The following is a 19,578-nucleotide window of genomic DNA, read 5'->3' as shown; positions in this document are numbered from 1 at the left end:
GACTTGTCATAACAGCTTTGGTGACTGTTATACCAATTATCAAATATTAGCCCGCAACCGCAATATTTTTAACAAAGTGTTGAATTGAGCGGGTAAAGGTGCGATCGCCTCTATTAATTCTCCGGTTACGGGATGCTGCAAAGTCAGCCGCCATGCGTGGAGGGCTTGTCCGGTTAAATTGACGCCGATGGAACGGTTGGAACTGTACATCGGGTCGCCCACAATCGGATGTTTTATTTCCGCTGTATGCACGCGAATTTGATGGGTGCGGCCGGTTTCTAATTGATAGTGCATTAAGCAATAGTTGCCGATTCTTTCTTTGATTGTCCAGTGAGTAACTGCGGGGCGACCGCCTTTTTCTACTGGTACTACTGCCATTTTTTTGCGGTCTGTGGGATGCCGCCCGATGGGTAGGTCTATTGTGCCTGTTTCGGTGTTGGGAGCGCCGTAAACTATGCCTAAATATTCGCGGCGGGCGGTTTTGGCTTTCAGTTGGGCTTGCAGATGTTGGTGGGCTATGTCGGTTTTGGCGATCGCGATCGCACCTGTTGTATCTTTGTCTAATCTGTGCACGATTCCCGGCCGCTGAACTCCGCCTATTTCTGCTAGGGGACAGTGGGCTAACAGGGCGTTGACTAATGTACCGTCTTGGTGTCCGGCGGCTGGGTGGACGACTAATCCGGCTGGTTTGTTGATGATAATTAGGCTGTCGTCTTCGTAGAGAATGTCGAGGGGAATTGCTTCGGGCTGCAAGTTTGTGGCTTGGATTTCGGGTAGGATAATTTGGATGCGATCGCCCGTTTTTACTGATATTTTTTTCGAGGTGCAGGTTTCGTCGTTGACTTTGACGTTGCCTTGTGATATGAGAGTTTGGATTCGCGATCGGGATAAGTCCGGTATCTGGTTTGACAGCCAAATATCTAATCGCTGATTAACATTACTGCGATTGAATTCCTCTGTATTTTCTACTGTGTAAATCTTTGCCGCAGTGTCTGTTTCTATCATTTACTTTTTACTATTTTTTGCCAAGTGTGTAAAGCAAATATCTTAATCATAACATCTGTGAGTTAGTTCGCGATCGCACCGGTACGTCGAAACCCCGGTTTTTTCACAGTAATACTTCCTTTGGGTCTGCAGATTCGGTAAAAAACCCGGTTTCTTGGATGCGAGTGGTTAAGTCGTTTGAGTATAATAGTCAATTCTATCGACAATTATCGCAGTGGCCGCAGCGCATTGATGTAGCTTCCTTTGCAAACCCAAAAGCTTGCAGCAAAAATTGCCACCTGCACTCGCGATGTTTGAGATATTTTGCCATTTCTTCCGCTGCGGTAAAATTTAATTTTTCCACTTTTTGCTGTGGAGATTTATCGATCGCATAATTAAAAGGATTTTGCCATGTTAATTGTCCGCTACTGTGCAAGATTGAAAGGGCGAGATCGCTTTCGGGAAATTCACGGGAAACTGCTTCTATATCGCCTTTAACTGGCAGTTTTTTCGCCAATTGCTGAGCTTCTCGGTATTGCGATCGCAATTTATCTTGAAAAAATTGCCCTCTTTGTTTATCTTCAGGATAAAGCAAACCCGTCGGTTCGCTAATCAATGTCAGGGCGATCGCCGATTTGCCGTCGCGTCCGCCTCTACCAATTTCCTGAATGTATTCCGATAATAGCAAAGGTGCTTGAAAGTGAACAACCCACCGGACATCTGGCTTGTTAATTCCCATCCCGAATGCTGACGTACAAGTCACGAATTTAAGCTCATTGTTCAGCCAAGCTGTTTCTATTTTTCGTCGTGATTCTGGACTCAAACCTGCATGATATGCTGCTGTTTCATAACCTGCTGCCTCCAACAAATCCGCCAAGCTTTCGCTATCTTTTCTGGTGCGCACATAGACTAAACCTGCTTGTTTTGGTCGAGCTTTAATAAAATTTAATAACTGCTGTTTGCGTCCTCTCGGCGTCCAGACTGTTTGCACTTGCAGGTGCAGGTTAGAACGGTAGGGACTTAGCAGAAAGGCTTCGGGTTTTTGCAGTTGCAAGACATTTTTGATTGTTTGCTGTGCTTCCGGGTTGGCGGTAGCGGTGAAAGCTGCGATCGCAATTTTACTATTTGCTGGTTTAGCTTTCAACAAAGCAGGCCGCACTGTTCCCAAACGGCGGTAAGCTGGTCGAAATGTATCACCCCATTGTACTAAACAGTGAGCTTCATCTAATATTAAACCGTTGATTTGGATGTGCGGCTGACTGATAACTTCCCAAACAGGTTTGCTGAGTAACGTTTCGGGAGACAGGTACAGCAATCTTAATTTGTTTTGTTGCAGCGATTGCATAGTTTGTCGGCGCTGCGCTGTTGGCAATTGACTGTGGAGGAGGGAAGCGGAGAGATTGCGATCGCGCAATTCTTGCACTTGATTTTCCATCAGTGCGACTAACGGCGAAACTACCAAAGTTAAGCCTGTTTGTAACAAAGCTGGCAGTTGAAAGCAGATTGATTTGCCACCACCTGTCGGCATAATTATAATTGTATCTTTTCCGGCTAATAAACTAGCGACTATTTCTCCTTGGGGTGGTCGAAAGTCGTCGTATCCCCAGATTTTTTGGAAGACCGCGCGGGCTTGATTTAATGATATTGGTTCGGGTTGGTATTTCATTTGATTTATCCCCAAATCAGACGTAATGTGAGCAGTGCGTGTCCTACATAATTAAATTTTGTGTAAGTCCTGATCTACCAATAAACCGGGTCGCTCGTTTTATAGTATGCAAGTATAGATCAGAATAAGTGTTAATTTAATAACAGTTAATAATTTTACTTTTTGAATTATGAACGCAAGCACGTTAAGCGAAGTTTTCAGCTATCGGCAAAAAACTTGTGATCTTTTCGATGCCGCGGGGGCGGTAGATGCGGTGCATGAAGATGGTTTTGCGCTGATTCCTGGTGTACTCACTCCGTCGGAAGTGGCGCAAACCAAGGAAGCACTCGATCGCCTGCAACCCTTCGGACTCGATGGTAGCAGTTGGAGTGAATTGAACCAGCATTTTAAGTGCGTTTTTAATCGCGATCGCCTGTGGCTTTCCTATGCTGATCGACCTGGAATAATTGAGTTAGCCGAAGCATTAATGGGCAGCGATTGCCATATTATCGGCATGACTGCGTGGAAAAGCGGGCCCGGTTATGACGGTTGGCGGGTCCACGTCGATCAGGTATTTGTACCCGTACCCGAAAGCGTGTTTGCCGATGGCACTTTTCAACTGCCAGTATGGATTTGTACAGCCCATTTCTATCTCAGCGACATCGCAGAAGACCTCTGTCCTACCTACATTATTCCTGGTAGTCACAAATCGGGTCGAAAACCCGATCGCGGGGAAGAAACTTGGAACGGACACTCCCCAGAACCAGTTTTGTGCAAAGCAGGAGATGTGCTGTTTTTCCGCAGTGAAATTTGGCACTCCGGCGGCAAAAATACGACAACAGATGGAACTCGCTACTTACTGCAAGTGCATTATTCCCACCGCAACATCGCCCAGAAATTTTCGCCTTGGCCGTGGCAGTTCAATCCCGAAATTCTCGCTACCGCTACTGAACGGCAACTGCGGCTTTTGGGTAAACATCCTGAGTCAAATTACGGTTAAAATACATTGCTAATTTTGTTTGAGGCGCGATCGACAAATAAACGGGAAATGTCATATTTATGTGAGAGTTGGAGTTTTGGATTTGAGATTACGATCAATTCTAGAGGCTGGTAAATCTCCGAATATCTTGAGGAATCCAAAATCCAAAATCCAAAATCTAAAATCGCCTAAGATTGACCGTCACGACGGCCGAGCTCGTACACGCCGCCACCAATACAGGCGATCGTACCCATAGATACCGCCCAACCAGTGCCCAGAGACAATTCCACGCCCCAATTGCACAATCCGCCCACAATCAAAAAGGGCAAAATGCTCAACAGGGAAGCATAAAAGGCATTTTGGGCTTCTCTGGCTTGGCGGGTTCTTTCAAACTCGGCTTCCGAGGTGTAGAGGGATCTCTCGGCAAAATTCATCCAGCGGTTGAGTTGCAGGATTACCCATTCTGTCACGGGCGACAGGCCCCAGTACAGGGCCAAAGACCACAAGGACGCACCAGCGATGGCAGTTGCGTCTATGGCAAAACTAAAGGGAAAAATTTCAGTAAGCATTGCTTGATGTTGGTGATGAATTTAAGATTTTGGATGTCATCCAAAATCCCCGAACTTAACTATAGTCTCAAGCAAAAGCTCGATCGAATTCAACCGCAGCACGAATTCCTCGGCCAATTTTTTTTTATCGCCCCTGGGCATTTACCCGGAAGCCTTGACACGGGTTTTGGATGGAGTAAGATACACGTTGTTATTAAACTGATTCGCGATCGCGAGTAGAGCTCAAAGCCAATCTTGCAGCGAATTGGCATAACTTACATCTTGCACCCTTCTCAGAAACTCAGAAACGGGGAAGATGCCCGTTCCACAAAGAATGATTTTTTTGGTGGGACGGAAAGCCCGCCCCGGAAAGCTTTATTGACTGACAAGGGTGCAAAATGTGAGCCTAACAGACAACGCAAACTCCCACACACATTTAACTTTGAGCCGTGAAAAAAATCCTGCAAGACTCTAGAGGCCCGCTGACGGCAAAACGCTTTTTTCGTTTCAGACAGATGCTGCTGGTGGCACTTTCGATCGGCATTGTGTTGATCGGCCCTTATTTGCAGCAGCAGGTAGTCAAAGCTCAGTCAGGCTTACCAAGCAGAGTAGCGACGGGTAATTTGTGGCAAGAAGCTTCTTTTCCAGTCGAAAACTTTGAAACATACACTTCCGCCTTCGGCCCCCGTGGCGGGGATTTTCATTACGGTTTGGACATGGCGGCCCCGGAAGGCAGCTATATCCGCAATTGGTGGGGCGGCCAAATTGTGGAAGTTTGGGAAGATGGTCGGTGCGGCACTGGTATGGTGGTGCGATCGGGAAATTGGGAACACATCTACTGTCACCTCAGAGGCCGAGTGCTAACAGCTAACGGCGGGCGTTATTATACCGATAGCGAAGGTACCGTGCAAATTTGGCAAGGTCAAACAGTGCCTGCGGGTGCGAGAATTGCCAGAGTTGGGATGACTGGCCGCACGAGTGGACCTCACTTGCACTGGGGACTGAAGTACGGCGGCCGCTGGGTAGACCCGGCTTTGGTACTCCGGGAAATGTACGCGCAACAATCTTAATTGGTCATTAGTTAGTAGTCATTAGTCATTAGTTAGTAGTCATTTTTTTGGTTTGTAGTAATGACTAAAGTCCTGATTTTTTCGGGAATGAGGAATCAAGTCATCACTACAAACTTGAATAACTAATGACTAATGGCTAATGACTCTTTACGTTGGTGCCAACTCTTTTTTGGTCAACTCGGTGTACCGCTCAACAATTTGGCGGAATTCATCGCCGTCGATCGTTTCTTCATCCAACAGCGCTTCGACAAGTTTGTCTACCAAAGCCCGATTTTCGCGGATAATTCGGCGAGCTTCTTCGTAGCACTCAAAGGCAATTTCCCGGACTTGCCGATCGATCTTAATTGCCATGTCTTCGGAATACTCGGATCGCGAATTCCAGTTTTGGCCCAAAAACACCTCATTGTTCGGACTTTCCAAAGCCACAGGCCCCAAATCCGACATTCCATAAAGCGTTACCATCTCCCTCGCGAGACTGCTAACTTTTTTGAGATCGCTACCGGCACCAGTGTCGATTTCAGCATCGCCATAAATTTCTGCTTCCGCCGCCCGTCCCCCCAAAGCTACTTTAATTCGGTTTAACAGCAAAGCCCGACTCCTCAAACCTTCGCTGTCGAGCATTTCGTCGTCGAGAACAAAGCTAGTGAAGCCTTCTATTCCGCCGGAACGCGGAATAATCGTTACTTTTTCAACTGGATCGGCATTTTTGAGCATGGTCGCGACTAGGGCGTGTCCGACTTCGTGGTATGCTGTCATCCACTTTTTCTTGCTGTCGAGCAGCGGGTTGAGGGTAAGCCCGATCGTGATCCGGTCGATAGCGTCGTGAACTTCTAAGTTACTAATCGTGTCTTTGCGACGCCTCGCGGTAAGAATTGCTGCTTCGTTGAGCAAGTTTGCCAAGTCGGCGCCGGAAAAGCCGGGAGTGCGGCGGGCGATCGTGTCTAGGGCAACTTCTGGGTCGAGTTTTTTGTTGCGCGCGTGAACTTGCAAAATCCCCAAACGCCCTTTGTAACTGGGTAAATCTACCGTTACTTGGCGATCGAACCTGCCGGGTCGCAGCAGGGCGGTATCGAGCACGTCGGGGCGGTTGGTAGCTGCAATCACAATCACGCCGCTGTTACCCTCAAAGCCGTCCATTTCTGTCAGCAACTGGTTGAGAGTTTGTTCGCGTTCGTCGTTCCCGCCGCCGATACCAGCGCCGCGCTGCCTTCCTACGGCGTCTATTTCGTCGATGAAGACGATGCAGGGGGCATTTTCTTTAGCTTTGCGGAACAAGTCACGCACGCGGGAGGCGCCAACTCCGACAAACATTTCTACAAATTCGGAACCGGAGATGCTGAAGAAGGGGACGGCTGCTTCGCCTGCGATGGCTTTTGCCAGCATGGTTTTGCCTGTTCCCGGAGGCCCGATTAACAGAACTCCTCTGGGAATTTTTGCGCCGATGGCGTTGAACCGTTCGGGTTTTTTGAGGAAGGTTACGACTTCTTGCAGTTCTTCTTTAGCTTCTTCGATGCCTGCTACGTCGTCGAACATCACGCCGGTTTTGGCTTCCATTTGGAAACGGGCTCTGGATTTGCCGAAGTTCATGGCATTTCCTTGAGATTGTGTCGATCGGCGCAGGATTGCCATCAGCACTGCCAACACTGCAAAAATCACTAGCAAGTTTACTACTAAACTGACTGCGGCGGCGTTGTCGGCTGTTTGTTTGACTTCAAAGTCAATCTTTTTGGCGCGGATTTGCGAGTACAGTTCTCGGTTGTTGTAGTCGAACAGACTAACTGATTGGGTTTGATCGCTTTTTTGATTTTTTAGCCTAACCTTGGCAATTTTTTGAGTTTCGTCTACTTCGATTTTACTGACTTGCCCTTTTTCTATGTTGTCGATCAGTTGGCTGTAACTCATGGTGTTTGGCGCGCTCTCGGCAAACACCGGGGTCGAGAGCAATATTCCTTGAGAAATCACCAAACTGCCCACGATGCGCCAAAGATTCCGTCCTGGAATTGATTTTTTAGGATTCTGGCTCGATTTGTCTTTGTTTACAGCTAGATGCCCCAGCCATGCGTGTTTCCAAGAATTTTTCATATTGCTTTGCCCAAGGTTGAAGAGTGCCAAGATTGACCGCTTTCGGTTTGCTACGTTCATTTATTTTAACAAGATGGCGGGTGTTGAATGGGTTTATCTCTTGCGGGCATCTTAAGAAACCCCTCAAAATAGTGGCTTGTGAACGATCCGAGTCTGTTTTCCCTGACCGGGCTTATGAGCACTCACCCCTTCTACCCATAACCTTCTGTTCTTCCTTCTATTTTCTACATCGGAAACTTTACTTGACAGTTGTCGATCGAACTTGCTATATTAATCATAGTCGTAATGAGTACGTTTTAGAAAAGCAGTTATTGTTTTTAAGCTTTATGGTAAAAATTGTCGGCATTGGTGGAAGTTTGCGGGCTGGCTCCTACAGCCAGTTAGCGTTGAAGGTGGCAGCAGAACGGGCGCAAGCCCTGGGCGCGGAAGTTGAAATATTCGATTTGCGATCGCTCAATCTGCCATTCTGCAATGGTGAGAATGATTATCTCGATTATCCGGATGTGGAAAAGCTGCAGAATGCGGTTAAGCAAGCCGACGCCTTGATTTTGGCAACGCCGGAGTATCACGGTAGCATCAGCGGTGCTCTCAAGAATGCCTTGGATTTGATGAGTTTTGAGCATTTGGACGGGAAAGTTGCGGGTGGGATTAGCGTTTTGGGAGGGCAAGTTAACAACAACGCACTCAACGATTTGCGCGTGATTTTGCGATGGGTGCACGCTTGGGTAATTCCCGAACAAATTGCGATCGGACAAGCTTGGAAAGCTTTTAGTCCTGATGGTAAATTGTTGGATGAAAAACTGTCTGAAAGATTCGACGAATTTGTTCGGAGTTTGGTAGAAAATACGCGGAAATTGCGAGGAATTTCGTAATTTTATCTCATGACAAATGCAGTCCGAAACGCAACTGGCCTATTCTTCGGATGCGTCAGTTGCAATAATTGCTCGATTTGAAGAGGTTTTGTCTCTAGTAGAGTACCCGACAAGCTGTAATGTTAACTGTCAACAGTCAACTGAGTTAAAATGGCATATCGATCATGTCTCCGAAAGGATGGGGTACGTCGATCGGCATTCTTCCGGGTTTTGACTCATATTTGTCTATCCACTTTTTGGCCAATTCCAAAGCTTCCTCCTCAGTCTTGGCATTTTGGACGGCGACGTGGCGGTTGCCGCGACTATCCCAAACCTCGACGTAGAAGACTTTCTGGGATTGAATAATCCAACCTTTATAAGTGTCTGCTGGTTCCATAGTTAGAATCCTAAAATAATCGGGCGGGGAGTTCCACTGGCGAGCTAATTGTAAATATTGCCCTGCATAAAATGAATTTTACGGGGGTTTCTATAGTATTTTTGGAAAAAAGTCAGTTTTACGGTTAACCTCATGACCAGACTCCTGAAGCAATTATTTAACTGGAGAAAATATCTCCAATCTTTGGCGGCGGCGATCGCGATCGCCCTAATCGCATCCCAGATGGCAGTATTGCCGGCATTGGCGACTGGCGTTTACGAAATGCCCGTGTTGTCGGCGGGCGATCGAACTTGGGTGTTCGACAAAGGCGACGTGCTCAGCCGCAGCAGCGAAAGCAATATCAGCAGCGTGCTCGACAACCTGGAAAACAAAACAGGGAAACAAGTCAGATTTGTCACCATCCACCGCTTAGACTACGGCGAAACGGCTGCCACTTTTACCGACCAACTGTTTGAACAGTGGTTCCCGGCAAAAGAAGACCAGACTAATCAAATTTTACTCGTTCTCGACACTGTTACCAACAGCGCGGCAATTCGGACGGGGGAAGGGGTGAAATCCCTGCTAACCGATGAAATTGCCCAAAGTGTAGCTGGGGAAACCGTGCAAGTCCCGCTGCGGGAAGCGAATAAATACAACGAGGCATTTGCGGCTGCAAGTACGCGCATTGCAACTGTTTTGTCGGGGGAACCCGATCCGGGCCCTCCTGAAGTTGTTGACAACATTCAAGTTGAAGGCACGTTTAAAAAAGCTGAAGAAACAGATCAAGGCAATGCCACAGTTGTTGTGGTTGTGCTGTTGGTGTTGGCGACAGTGATTCCGATGGTGACTTATTTCTGGTATCAAGGTTTTTCGTAATAGGTTGCTGTCAGATGCAAGAGACTTGCATTGCATAAATGTTTGATAGCTCAACCGCAGATGACAGGCTGATACGCACAGATGAACGCGGATTATTTCAAGAATAACGATCGCCTGAATGCAATGCCAGTCTAGTAAGTTGCCGTTTTGTCAAGAAATTATCGCAGGGCTGCACTAATCTTGAACGTATTCTCGATCGCTCAACAATGCAATTTCTGCCCGTACAAATTCCCGTCCCAGATAAGCCGCGTGATCTAACATTGTCACCGGGCTGGGGCGGGTTTCTTCTAGGATTTTGACGCAAAGTTCTTTGGCAGTTCGGCCGGTAAAAAGTGTGGATTGGGTGCGTTCTACTTTGCCGCGGGCGGGGATGGGTTTGCCTGTTTCGGGATCTACGGCGAGGCCTCGATCGTCGATGATGTTGGTGAAATGTTTGGCACAAATTAAGCTGGTTTCGCGATCGAGATAGATGATGAAGTAGCCGCCTGGATCGAGGTCGATGTGGCGTTTAGATAGCTTGTCATCAATTGCGGTGAGGTTTTCCAAGGTTTGACTCATGGTTGGTGAAAGGAAGTAAACAATAGCTATATTTTTTTTGCTATTTCTAGTTTAGTCGGCTGCGGGACAAGTTTGGCAGCTTGGTTGGTTGAATGCGGGGGGAAATTTCGGGCGATCGACAATTCCTGCAATTTGCCGATCGCTCCTATGTTACAGTCGATCGGGCTCGACAGAGAAATTGATGAGTGAACTTAAGACGCGATCGCTGTTAGATCTCCGACTTCTTCAAGAAATCGCGTATCTGATCATTCTGTTTTTTTAGGCGTTGCTCACTTATCTATGAGATGCAAAATTGGTTATTATTGTATAGATGATTTGTTTGTGTTAAAGCTGAGCCATAATGAATTTTATAGATTTGTTTTCAGGAATAGGAGGTTTCAGACAAGGGTTTGAAAAAATTGGCTTTAAATGCGTTTTTTCCTGCGAAATTAACAGCAAATGCCGAGAAGTTTACCAGACAAATTTCGGTGAGGTTCCTTTTGCAGACATCAGTAAAATTAATCCCACCGATTTAGCAGACTTTGATATTTTAGTCGCCGGGTTTCCGTGCCAACCTTTTAGCATCTGTGGGAAAAAGCTGGGTTTTGAAGATACTAGAGGCACGCTATTTTTTGAGATTTGTAAAATCATCAAAATCAAGCAGCCTAAAGTTATCATTCTGGAAAATGTCAAGCACTTAATCCATCACGACAAGGGAAATACATTAAAAGTAATTATTGCTAGTCTTAGAGAGCTGGGATACAGCGTGAATCACAAAATGTTGAATGCTAAAGACTTTGGAATTCCTCAACATCGTGAAAGAATATTTATTATTGCAACTAAAGGTAAAGAATTCAATTTTTCTCGACTTAAAAGCAAGTTTCCTCTGCAACTCAGGGAATTTCTAGACGAGACAGGGGATTTTGAAATATTGGACAAATCCGAGTATACTTTAATTGAGTCTCCGAGAAAGCAAGATTCGGGACTTTTGTTTGTAGGTTACAGAAATAAAGGTACTTGGAAAACTGGCGTGCGGCCAAATACAGAACATTTATCAAGAGTTCACAGACAGCCTAATCGCATATATTCGGTAGATGGAGTGCATCCGACAATTCCTTCGCAAGAAACATCGGGCAGGTTTTTTATCTACATTCCCGAGCAAGATATGGTGAGAAAGTTGACGCTGAAGGAATGTTACCGTCTTATGGGTTTTCCTGAAGATTTTAAAAGTTATCCGACGGCGGGGGAAAGTTACAAGCAAATTGGGAATTCGGTTTGTGTACCGGTGGTGGAGGCGATCGCCAAAGAAATATTAAGTCAAAACTTATTGTATGATGAAAAGAAGGAACTACAAAGATGTCCCGACTCCCGATTTCTGCAATCAGTTGGGAGTATAGTTAACACTATTACTTGAGATTAATTTGGTTATTAAACAATTTTAGCATTAACCAAGCGCTAACTTTGAGCTATAATATAAGTCACCCAAGATAGATATACTCGTTATGGAAGAATTACTCACCTTAAAAAGCTTACTGCTAAAAGGGGATATACCTGGGTCATTAGCTATAGTTGAAGAACTAGAAGAAATGAGCAAAAAAGACATCATTAAAACTATTCGCATCTATGCAGTGATTTTACTATTACATCTGATTAAACAGCAAGCTGAAAATCGCACAACGCGCTCTTAGGATATCTCGATTAGGAACTCGGTTCTAGAAATTCAGGAGGAAAATAAGCGACCGAGAGGCGCGGGATTTTACTTACCTCTAGAAGAGTTACTCATTGTTTTAGAAATGGCGTATCGACAAGCTATTAACAAAGCTTCCCTAGAAGTGGAAGAAGGGCGTTATGAACCAAGAGAATTGTCGCAGTTAGTGAATCAAGAGGCACTTATTAATCAAGCAATGACTTTAATTTCACAAGAAGCTGAAGATAAGGACTAAAGTTACCCAAAGTTAGGAAACGGCATTGCCGTCTCCTCGATTTTTCTAAGGACACGGCAGTGCCATTTCCCTACTTGATTAGGCGGGAACTTGGATTTTTTCGGTGCCGGCAAGTTCAAAGGCTGCGTGAATTGCTTTCAAAGCAGTTACTCCTTGTCCTTCATCCACAACGCAGCTAATTTTAATCTCGGAAGTGGCAATCATTTGAATGTTGATTTGCTGGCGGGAAAGCGCTTCAAACATCTTTGCCGCTACTCCCGGATGCGCTACCATCCCGGAACCGACAACGCTAACTTTGGCAATTTGTGTATCGACTGCTACTTCGCCCCATCCAAATTCGGGGGCGGCTTTTTCGAGGGCGTTTTTAGCAGCTTCTGCGTCAATTTGTGCTACGGTAAATGCAATGTCGCGAGTTAATATGCCGTCGATATTGTGACAGCGCTGCGACTGAATGATTGTATCTACGCTGATATTTTCCTCGGCTAAAAGTCCGAACAGTTTTGCTGCTACTCCGGGTCGATCGGGCAATTGGCGAATTGCTAGACGCGCTTGATTGAGATCCAACGCAACGGCGCGGACTGCAGGCGGTTTGTGGGATGAGGAACGCAGCCCAATAGGGGAGTTGGCAACATCAAATGTTTTGCAGAGTTCGGCAACTGCCCGATCGCAATCTTCGGCATCTATCGCACAACTAACTTTTACCTCGGATGTAGAAATCATTTGAATGTTAATTCCCGCATCCGCTAAAGTCTTAAACATCTGCGCGGCTACCCTCGGACGACCGATCATTCCCGCACCCGCAATGCTAACTTTAGCTATTGGCCGCTCTTCTGCTTTTACTTCCGGTTCTCCCAATTCGGGGCGAGAATTCTTGCCGAGGGCGGGGATAATGGCATCTGCAACCGCGGCGGCTTGTTGCAGAGATTTGCGCGTCACGGTGAAGGCAATATCGTTAGTATTTCCTTCATGAATTGACTGAATAATTAAGTCTACATCGAGGTTTTGCTGCGCGATCGCACCGAATAACCGCGCAGCTACGCCGGGGCGATCTGGCAAACGCAGCAGCGACACCCCCGCCTGATCTAAGTCAAATTCCACCGCATCCACCGCTTTTGCGAGCTCCAAGCCCTCCAAAGGCCGGGGTTGCGGTGGGGGGGATACTACCCGCGTACCGGGGGCGTCACTCCAGCTAGAAAGCACGACCAGCGGCACGCCGTAATTCTTGGCAATTTCTACCGCGCGCGGGTGGAGGACTTTTGCGCCCAAACTCGCCAATTCCAGCATTTCGTCGCAGGTGATTTCGTCCATTAATTGCGCGTCGGCAACCAAGCGCGGATCTGTAGTCAGAATTCCGGGCACGTCGGTATAAATTTCGCACCTGTCGGCCCGCAGCGCTGCAGCCAAGGCTACTGCGGTTGTGTCGGAACCGCCGCGGCCCAAGGTGGTAATTTCCAATTCTCCGGCATCGGCGATACCTTGGAAACCCGCCACCACAACGACTTTACCGCTTTTTAACTGACTCTCCAGCCGATTTGGATCGATTCGCAAAATCCGGGCGCGGGTGTGGGCGGCTTCGGTGACAATGCCGACTTGGGCGCCGGTGAGGGAAATTGCGGGCTGTCCCATTTCCTGCAATGCCATGCTCAAAAGTGCGATCGAGACTTGTTCCCCAGTGGAAAGCAACATATCCATTTCCCGCTTGTTGGGATTTGCGGAAATTTCCTTGGCGAGTTTAACTAAACCGTCGGTGGTTTTGCCCATCGCCGAAAGTACGACAACCAGAGAGTTGCCGAGCTGTGCTGTTTTTACAACTCGTCGGGCTACCTCCAAAATGCGATCGACTGTGCCAACCGAGGTTCCGCCATATTTCTGAACAATTAGTGCCATAGGACTTACACAAAAAGTGATGCAATACTTAAGTTAATATACGCAAATTTTTGATAATAACCGATGAATGTTTATATCGTTTCTGAGGAGGCTGCTAGGCGATCGGGTTTTTACAGCACATGATATTCCTAGAGACACGGCAATGCCGTCTCCCTACCGGAATCTGCGACTTATGCGAATTTAGATTGTTGATTGAAGAATTGAAGAATTGCGAATGACTTATGAAGAACCCAACCCCGATAATCATCAGTCATCCCCAATCTAAAATCTAAAATCTAAAATCTAAAATCGAATTACCGTCCTTCTAACTCTCGCAAACGCGCTTCTAAAGCTTGAATTCGCAACTCAGCTTCTATGCGCGTTTGTCGTTCTTGTTCTGCCACTAATTCGGCTTGTTATGCCCGCTCTTCGGCGGCCGGCAGCAAATTCCCGGAAGCATCCCACCAGCGCAGCCAAGGCAGTTCTACACCCTGATAAACCCCTTGCCAAATGCCTAATTCCACTCCTATTTGTGCGATCTGGTAATGTCCGCGCTCATTTGGTGCAACTAACTCGAACCGATCCTCTACCAAATGATACACTTCAACTTGTGCCTTTTTGACTTCATAAATGCCGTAAAAAGCAGGTCTAATTATCCGTTCGTAAATCCAGAATTTGCCCTGCCGAGGAGTCCTATCTCTTTCTTCACTGCCATCGCCAGAAACAAATTCAAGTACGATCCGAGGCGGCATTAATTCCTGCCACATGACATAGGAGCGGCGAAGATTTCCGTCAAGAGTTGGCGGCACGTCGGGCACGTAAAACCAATCACGTGCTTGGGCTGCTCTTTCTGGCGGTTCCGGGGGTTGGGCCACTCGCCAGTAAATACCGGAATCTTGACCGATGCAGTATTGTCCGTCGGGATGAATTTGGTCTAAAATGGGTCGAATTGATGTTGTTAACAGGATGCTTTGAGGATGTTCTTGGAAGTTTTTCACAAAAGTACCGTCGGAGTCTGGTAATTGAGTGTGGTCGGGGAAATCTGTTACTATAATTTCTGGTTTTTCGGTGACACTCATGTTGACCTCTTGAATGTTGAGAAATTTTACTTATAATTGGTGAAGGAGAGATTAAGGCTATTAGGTCATTGGAAACATCCTATTGCTATATAGAAAATTTTCCGAAATATGAGTAAGTACAAATTAATTATTTTTGACTTCGACGGCACTTTGGCAATTACTCACAAAGCTATTGTATTTTGCTTTACCAAAACTTTTGAAACTTTCAATATTACCCCGCCTGCTGCTGATACTATTATAGGTACGATCGGCATCAATTTACCAAATTCTTTTAAAATCCTCCATCCGGCGATCGAGGAAAGCGCAATTCCTGAATGGGTTGAAACTTACCGCTCTTATTATCGGACGGAAGGTGAAAAGCAGGTAGAGTTATTTACCGGGGCCAAGCAAGTATTGCAGTTGGCGCGCCAGTCGGGATTGAGCCTGGGAGTTTTTAGCAACAAACACGTTAGTTTTGTGAATTTGTTACTGCAAAAATTGAAAGTTCACAGCTTTTTTGATTTAATTTTAGGTGACAATGGAGAAATAATCATGAAACCAAATCCGGCGGTTTTTCACTCGATTATTAAACCGCTGTTCCCGGAGTTGGATAACAGTCAAATTTTAATGGTTGGCGATACAGCGATAGATTTGCTCTTTGCTAAAAATGCTGGGATAGATGTTTGTTGGGCGACTTACGGATATGGCGATCGCGCTCAGTGTCTCGCCCTAGAACCGACTTTCGCGATCGACGATATTTCAGAAATTGCTATGTTCGTTCAACATTAATTCTTACGGGTTTTTTATTAGTATCTTTTGAATCGTTTAAATCATAGGTCTTTTATTTAAAATATTTCAATAGAGACTCCGGCTATCTAATTTTGATTCAATAAAAAAAATAATACGCGAATTTGTAAGCTACCTAAACCCTGCCAAGTAAACCATACTAAAGATAGAGTGATCCCAAGAACAGCTATTATAAATTAACAAGTAGGATTCCTTTGAAGGTAGAAGGCACAAGGCAGAAGCAAAGAGGAAAAAAACGAGGGAAGCCAGATTTTTTTTAGGTAGAATTTACCGCCCAAATTCTGCACAATAGCCTTCTAACTTCTGCCTGTGGAAAACAGGCAATTATGTTAAAGTCTAGGGTGTGCTGCCAGTCGGGATCTACAATAAACTCAATTTATAGAAACTCATGCAGATAGATATAAGCATTCCTTCTGAAACGCTATCGCCGACTCGTACTGGCGGCACACCGAATTTAATAGAAGAAGTATTTCGGCTGTACGATCGCGCCATGGCAGCTACCAGCAACGGCATCACGATCGCAGACGCTACCCGGCCGGACAAGCCTATAGTCTACTGCAACGGGGCTTTCGAGCGGATTACAGGCTACGATCGCAGCGAAATAATCGGGCACAACTGCCGCTTCCTGCAAGGCCCGGATACCGATGGCGCAGCCGTCGATCGAATCCGCGTCGCCCTGAAAGAACAGCATGACTGCAAAGTAGTTCTGAAAAACTACCGCAAAGACGGCACCGCCTTCTGGAACGAACTCACCATCTCGCCGGTGCGCGACAGCAGCGGGCTCGTTACCCACTTCATCGGCGTCCAATCTGATATCACCGATCGCTTCCAAGCAGAAGAAGCCCTCAAACAAGCCGAGGCAAAATACCGCAGCATCTTTGAAAACGCCACCGAAGGCATATTTCAAACCGCCCCAGACGGGCGCTACCTCAGCGCCAACCAGGCACTCGCCCAAATGTACGGCTACGATTCCCCCTCAGAACTGATCGCAAAATGTTCGGCCAAAAACCTTTACACCGATCGCGCCCGCCGCGCTTCCTTCACGGCAGAAATCAGCAAAAATGGCTCCCTGAAAGAGTTTGAGTCCTGCGTCCGCCGCAAAGACGGCAGCACTACCTGGATCTCGGAAAACGTGCGCGAAGTCCGCGACGAAGACGGCGAACTCCTTTACTACGAAGGAACCGTCGCCGAAATCGCCGATCGCAAACAAGCCGAAGCAGCCCTGCGAAATCAAGAATACTGGTTGAAAACCGCGATTAACGCCGTACCCGACGCGATCAACCTCACAGACAGCGAGGGGCGCTGGCTGATTGCCAACGACTGCGCCCTCCAACTTTTGGGCTGGGAAACCTCAGACTACCAGGGTAAAACTACTGCCGAACTAGCTGCCGCCGCCGATCCCAGAGTCAGAGAAATCCTGCTAACTTGGCAGGAAACCGACGAAACCACCTGGCAAGCAGGCACTCTTACCTCCAGCCGCCAGATTGTCCCCTTGCCCACAGGCGGCAGCAATTTGTTTGAAGTGCGGAAAGTGCCGCTGTTCAACCCCGACGGTTCGCGCAAAGGTTTGGCCGTCGCGGGGCGGGACATCACCCAGGAAGTGGCAGCGGACGCAGCTTTGCGAGACAGCGAACAGCGGTTTCGGGCAATTTTTGAACGCGCTGCGATCGGCATGGTAGTCGCTACCCTCGAAGGTGTTGCGATCGCCACTAATCCGGCATTTCAAGCTATGCTGGGTATCTCGGAAGCTCAACTGCGCGGTGTCGGCCTCGACGACTGCACGCACCCGGAAGACGCACAAGTTTCGCGCCAGTTGCGCCAAGAGTTGGCAGCGGGCTCCCGCGAAGCTTACCAAATCGAGAAGCGCTACCTCCGCCAAGACTGCAGCATCAGGTGGGGACGCCTCAGCGCCTCTGTCATCGACAGCAGTCAGGGAACACCGCAGTTTATTTTGCAAATGGTAGAGGATATTACCGATCGCAAACAAGCCGAGTCAGCTTTGTTTCAAAATGAGGCTAAGTGGCGATCGCTAATTCTCAACAGTTCCGACATCATTACTATTCTCGACGCCAGCGGTCGCATTGTTTACGAAAGCCCTTCTGTAGAAAAAGTGTTGGGCTACGAACCAGAGGAACTCGCCCGTCAAATTGCCGTCGATTTCATCCACCCTGACGACCTTCCCTCCCTGATGTCCGACGGCGAAAAACTGATGGCAAATCCAGGCGATCCCATCGCCATAGAAGGTCGGTTCCGCCGCGCTGACGGTTCTTGGTGTTTTCTAGAAGGCGTCGCCATCAACTTGCTAGCAGACCCCGCTGTGAAAGGAATTGTGATCAACTCCCGCGACATGACGGCGCGCAGGCAAGCAGAGTACCGCCTCAGCAAAATCAACGAGTGCTTTTTGGGATTCACCACCAACGCCGCTGAGAACATCCAGCGCCTGACATCCTTAGCCGGTGAGCTTTTAGGCGGAAGCTGCGCCATCTACAGCCGTTTAGGTGGCGGTCTGCTGCAAGCGATCGCGACTTGGCAAGCGCCGTCGGACTACCCCCTGGTCGATCGCGCCGAGGGCCGCATCTGCACTGACGTATGGAGCAAAGGAAGCGATCGGGCTGTGGCGATTCCTGACTTGCAGAGCACGATCTACGCCCAAACCGATCCCGCTGTCATCCGCTACCAACTGCGAAGCTATCTGGGACAAGCAGTGCGGCAGGGCGACAATTACGTGGGTGCGGTGTGCGTTGTCAACACCGAGTCGATGGCGCCCACAGAAGCCGACTGCAAGCTGATCGGAATTATTGCCGGGGCGATCGGAGTTGAGGAAGAACGGGCCGCCGCCGCCGATCGCGATCGACAAAAGTCCCAAGAACTGCAAACAGCTTTGAGTGACTTGCAGCAAACTCAAATGCAGTTAGTACAAACCGAAAAAATGTCTTCCCTCGGACAGGTGCTAGCAGGAATTGCCCACGAAATTAACAACCCAGTTGGCTTTGTCGCCGGCAACCTCTGCCACGTCCGAGGCTACGTTCTAGACTTATTAGAAATCGTACAGGTGTATCGAGAAGAGTACCCAAATCCCCCAGCCAAACTTCAGCAGCAAGCCGATGATATAGACTTAGAATTTCTAGCAGAAGATCTGCCCAAGTTGCTCAATTCGATGCAGACCGGATGCGAACGAATTGTAGAAATCATTCAAACTCTCCGAAATTTCTCGCGGGCGGACGAAGCTAAAATCAAGACTGCCGACATTCACGAAGGTTTAGATAGTACCTTGTTAATGTTAAACAGCCGACTGAAAGCAAAACCCAACTGGCAGGGCATTAAAGTGATTAAAGAATACGGAGAACTGCCGCAAATAAACTGTCATCCCGGACAGTTAAATCAGGTATTTATGAATGTATTGGCAAATGCGATCGACGCCTTGGAAGAAAGCAGCAGCCAAGCCAAAGACACCGGAACTTCTATCTTTCCTACTATTACCATTCAAACTGAAACGATTGATGACAAGAGCATTTTAATTCGGATCAAAGACAACGGTCTGGGCATTCCCGAAGATCAGATCGTGCGTTTGTTTGACCCGTTTTTTACCACAAAACCCGTAGGTAAAGGCACAGGTTTGGGTTTATCAATTTCGCACCAAATTGTCGTTGAAAAACACAACGGCAAATTGCAGTGCTTCTCAGAACCCGGTAAAGGCACTGAATTTATCATCGAAATTCCAATTCGTTGACATCAGGACGGCGCTAATCAGGATATCATATCACTTCCGGTTGCACTCCTCATGATTGTTGACTGTTGATTGTTGGCTGTTGACTGTTGGCGGTTAACTCGGGGTCGCAAAACTGAAGAATGGTTGATTGTTGACTGTTGACTCGATTTTACGCCCGACGATGAAGCGCGGATTTGCTATCAGTGGTTTGACACCCTAGTCTAATATCAATTCCGGTTGCATTGGA

At 47.4% G+C, this 19,578-nt stretch carries 15 protein-coding genes and 2 pseudogenes; 9 read left to right on the top strand and 8 right to left on the bottom strand.

Features of this window, described 5'->3' with window-relative positions; translation table 11 throughout:
- Window positions 1–39 precede the first annotated feature (39 nt).
- Both QUA27_RS04085 and QUA27_RS04080 read right to left on the bottom strand, forming a co-directional pair.
- The gene (locus QUA27_RS04085) at window positions 40–1,005 is read right to left on the bottom strand and encodes an RluA family pseudouridine synthase (protein WP_333066508.1); all 966 of its coding nucleotides are present in this window, start codon (window positions 1,003–1,005) and stop codon (window positions 40–42) included.
- Between the two features lie 196 nt (window positions 1,006–1,201).
- Window positions 1,202–2,650 (bottom strand): RecQ family ATP-dependent DNA helicase, encoded by a 1,449-nt coding sequence (locus tag QUA27_RS04080; RefSeq protein WP_333066507.1) that lies wholly within the window; start codon window positions 2,648–2,650, stop codon window positions 1,202–1,204.
- Between the two features lie 169 nt (window positions 2,651–2,819).
- Here QUA27_RS04080 and QUA27_RS04075 point away from each other — a divergent pair, with 169 nt between their 5' ends.
- Complete coding sequence (locus QUA27_RS04075) at window positions 2,820–3,629, top strand: phytanoyl-CoA dioxygenase family protein (protein WP_333066505.1); 810 nt, start codon at window positions 2,820–2,822, stop codon at window positions 3,627–3,629.
- 167 nt (window positions 3,630–3,796) lie between these two features.
- On the opposite strand, the gene QUA27_RS04070 is transcribed toward QUA27_RS04075, so the two are convergent.
- Window positions 3,797–4,177, bottom strand: a complete 381-nt coding sequence (locus QUA27_RS04070) for a hypothetical protein (RefSeq protein WP_333036846.1) — start codon at window positions 4,175–4,177, stop codon at window positions 3,797–3,799.
- Window positions 4,178–4,210: 33 nt separating this feature from the next.
- Here QUA27_RS04070 and QUA27_RS04065 point away from each other — a divergent pair, with 33 nt between their 5' ends.
- Together QUA27_RS04065 and QUA27_RS04060 are read left to right on the top strand one after the other, a co-directional pair.
- Window positions 4,211–4,396: a hypothetical protein gene (locus tag QUA27_RS04065; protein ID WP_333066503.1), complete on the top strand. Its 186-nt coding sequence runs from the start codon at window positions 4,211–4,213 to the stop codon at window positions 4,394–4,396.
- Between the two features lie 209 nt (window positions 4,397–4,605).
- The gene (locus tag QUA27_RS04060; protein ID WP_333066500.1) at window positions 4,606–5,226 is read left to right on the top strand and encodes a M23 family metallopeptidase; all 621 of its coding nucleotides are present in this window, start codon (window positions 4,606–4,608) and stop codon (window positions 5,224–5,226) included.
- Between the two features lie 147 nt (window positions 5,227–5,373).
- Here QUA27_RS04060 and ftsH read toward each other — a convergent pair whose 3' ends face one another.
- Window positions 5,374–7,308 carry an ATP-dependent zinc metalloprotease FtsH gene (ftsH, locus tag QUA27_RS04055; protein ID WP_333066497.1) on the bottom strand — a complete coding sequence of 645 codons (1,935 nt, stop codon included), beginning with the start codon at window positions 7,306–7,308 and terminating at the stop codon, window positions 5,374–5,376.
- A gap of 326 nt (window positions 7,309–7,634) precedes the next feature.
- Between ftsH and QUA27_RS04050 the strand changes: the two genes are divergently transcribed.
- On the top strand, window positions 7,635–8,180 hold the full coding sequence (locus QUA27_RS04050; RefSeq protein WP_333066496.1) for an NADPH-dependent FMN reductase: 546 nt from the start codon (window positions 7,635–7,637) through the stop codon (window positions 8,178–8,180).
- A gap of 145 nt (window positions 8,181–8,325) precedes the next feature.
- Here QUA27_RS04050 and QUA27_RS04045 read toward each other — a convergent pair whose 3' ends face one another.
- On the bottom strand, window positions 8,326–8,556 hold the full coding sequence (locus QUA27_RS04045) for a hypothetical protein (protein ID WP_006635545.1): 231 nt from the start codon (window positions 8,554–8,556) through the stop codon (window positions 8,326–8,328).
- Between the two features lie 132 nt (window positions 8,557–8,688).
- Here QUA27_RS04045 and psb32 point away from each other — a divergent pair, with 132 nt between their 5' ends.
- Window positions 8,689–9,411 (top strand): photosystem II repair protein Psb32, encoded by a 723-nt coding sequence (gene psb32 / locus QUA27_RS04040; RefSeq protein ID WP_333066494.1) that lies wholly within the window; start codon window positions 8,689–8,691, stop codon window positions 9,409–9,411.
- Window positions 9,412–9,585: 174 nt separating this feature from the next.
- Here the strand turns inward: psb32 and QUA27_RS04035 are convergent, their stop codons facing one another.
- Window positions 9,586–9,969 (bottom strand): DUF4346 domain-containing protein, encoded by a 384-nt coding sequence (locus QUA27_RS04035; RefSeq protein ID WP_333066492.1) that lies wholly within the window; start codon window positions 9,967–9,969, stop codon window positions 9,586–9,588.
- A gap of 340 nt (window positions 9,970–10,309) precedes the next feature.
- Here QUA27_RS04035 and dcm point away from each other — a divergent pair, with 340 nt between their 5' ends.
- On the top strand, window positions 10,310–11,362 hold the full coding sequence (dcm, locus tag QUA27_RS04030; RefSeq protein WP_333066491.1) for a DNA (cytosine-5-)-methyltransferase: 1,053 nt from the start codon (window positions 10,310–10,312) through the stop codon (window positions 11,360–11,362).
- 88 nt (window positions 11,363–11,450) lie between these two features.
- A pseudogene (locus QUA27_RS04025) lies at window positions 11,451–11,891 on the top strand (hypothetical protein).
- Between the two features lie 78 nt (window positions 11,892–11,969).
- Here QUA27_RS04025 and QUA27_RS04020 read toward each other — a convergent pair.
- Both QUA27_RS04020 and QUA27_RS04015 read right to left on the bottom strand, forming a co-directional pair.
- Entirely contained in the window at window positions 11,970–13,778 is a 1,809-nt protein-coding gene (locus tag QUA27_RS04020; RefSeq protein WP_333066490.1) for an aspartate kinase, read from the bottom strand.
- Between the two features lie 293 nt (window positions 13,779–14,071).
- Window positions 14,072–14,836: pseudogene (locus tag QUA27_RS04015) on the bottom strand (Uma2 family endonuclease).
- 108 nt (window positions 14,837–14,944) lie between these two features.
- Here QUA27_RS04015 and QUA27_RS04010 point away from each other — a divergent pair.
- Window positions 14,945–15,604 (top strand): HAD family hydrolase, encoded by a 660-nt coding sequence (locus QUA27_RS04010; RefSeq protein ID WP_333066489.1) that lies wholly within the window; start codon window positions 14,945–14,947, stop codon window positions 15,602–15,604.
- A 406-nt stretch (window positions 15,605–16,010) separates the two neighbouring features.
- The gene (locus QUA27_RS04005; RefSeq protein ID WP_333066488.1) at window positions 16,011–19,352 is read left to right on the top strand and encodes a PAS domain S-box protein; all 3,342 of its coding nucleotides are present in this window, start codon (window positions 16,011–16,013) and stop codon (window positions 19,350–19,352) included.
- The last annotated feature ends 226 nt before the right edge of the window (window positions 19,353–19,578 follow it).

Origin of the sequence: Microcoleus harperi Pol14_C6 (assembly GCF_036701295.1) — a bacterium.
In the GTDB taxonomy this organism is placed as follows: Bacteria; Cyanobacteriota; Cyanobacteriia; order Cyanobacteriales; family Microcoleaceae; genus Microcoleus.
The sequence above is the reverse complement of the archived record's forward strand: the minus strand, read 5'-3'. Positions and strand labels throughout refer to the sequence as shown.

What these genes read in the sequence shown, in the direction of transcription:
- QUA27_RS04085 (WP_333066508.1), bottom strand. Translation starts at nt 1,005, where the DNA reads ATGATAGAAACAGACACTGCGGCAAAGATTTACACAGTAGAAAATACA.
- QUA27_RS04080 (WP_333066507.1), bottom strand. Translation starts at nt 2,650, where the DNA reads ATGAAATACCAACCCGAACCAATATCATTAAATCAAGCCCGCGCGGTC.
- QUA27_RS04075 (WP_333066505.1), top strand. Translation starts at nt 2,820, where the DNA reads ATGAACGCAAGCACGTTAAGCGAAGTTTTCAGCTATCGGCAAAAAACT.
- QUA27_RS04070 (WP_333036846.1), bottom strand. Translation starts at nt 4,177, where the DNA reads ATGCTTACTGAAATTTTTCCCTTTAGTTTTGCCATAGACGCAACTGCC.
- QUA27_RS04065 (WP_333066503.1), top strand. Translation starts at nt 4,211, where the DNA reads ATGTCATCCAAAATCCCCGAACTTAACTATAGTCTCAAGCAAAAGCTC.
- ftsH (WP_333066497.1), bottom strand. Translation starts at nt 7,308, where the DNA reads ATGAAAAATTCTTGGAAACACGCATGGCTGGGGCATCTAGCTGTAAAC.
- QUA27_RS04050 (WP_333066496.1), top strand. Translation starts at nt 7,635, where the DNA reads ATGGTAAAAATTGTCGGCATTGGTGGAAGTTTGCGGGCTGGCTCCTAC.
- QUA27_RS04045 (WP_006635545.1), bottom strand. Translation starts at nt 8,556, where the DNA reads ATGGAACCAGCAGACACTTATAAAGGTTGGATTATTCAATCCCAGAAA.
- psb32 (WP_333066494.1), top strand. Translation starts at nt 8,689, where the DNA reads ATGACCAGACTCCTGAAGCAATTATTTAACTGGAGAAAATATCTCCAA.
- QUA27_RS04035 (WP_333066492.1), bottom strand. Translation starts at nt 9,969, where the DNA reads ATGAGTCAAACCTTGGAAAACCTCACCGCAATTGATGACAAGCTATCT.
- dcm (WP_333066491.1), top strand. Translation starts at nt 10,310, where the DNA reads ATGAATTTTATAGATTTGTTTTCAGGAATAGGAGGTTTCAGACAAGGG.
- QUA27_RS04020 (WP_333066490.1), bottom strand. Translation starts at nt 13,778, where the DNA reads ATGGCACTAATTGTTCAGAAATATGGCGGAACCTCGGTTGGCACAGTC.
- QUA27_RS04010 (WP_333066489.1), top strand. Translation starts at nt 14,945, where the DNA reads ATGAGTAAGTACAAATTAATTATTTTTGACTTCGACGGCACTTTGGCA.
- QUA27_RS04005 (WP_333066488.1), top strand. Translation starts at nt 16,011, where the DNA reads ATGCAGATAGATATAAGCATTCCTTCTGAAACGCTATCGCCGACTCGT.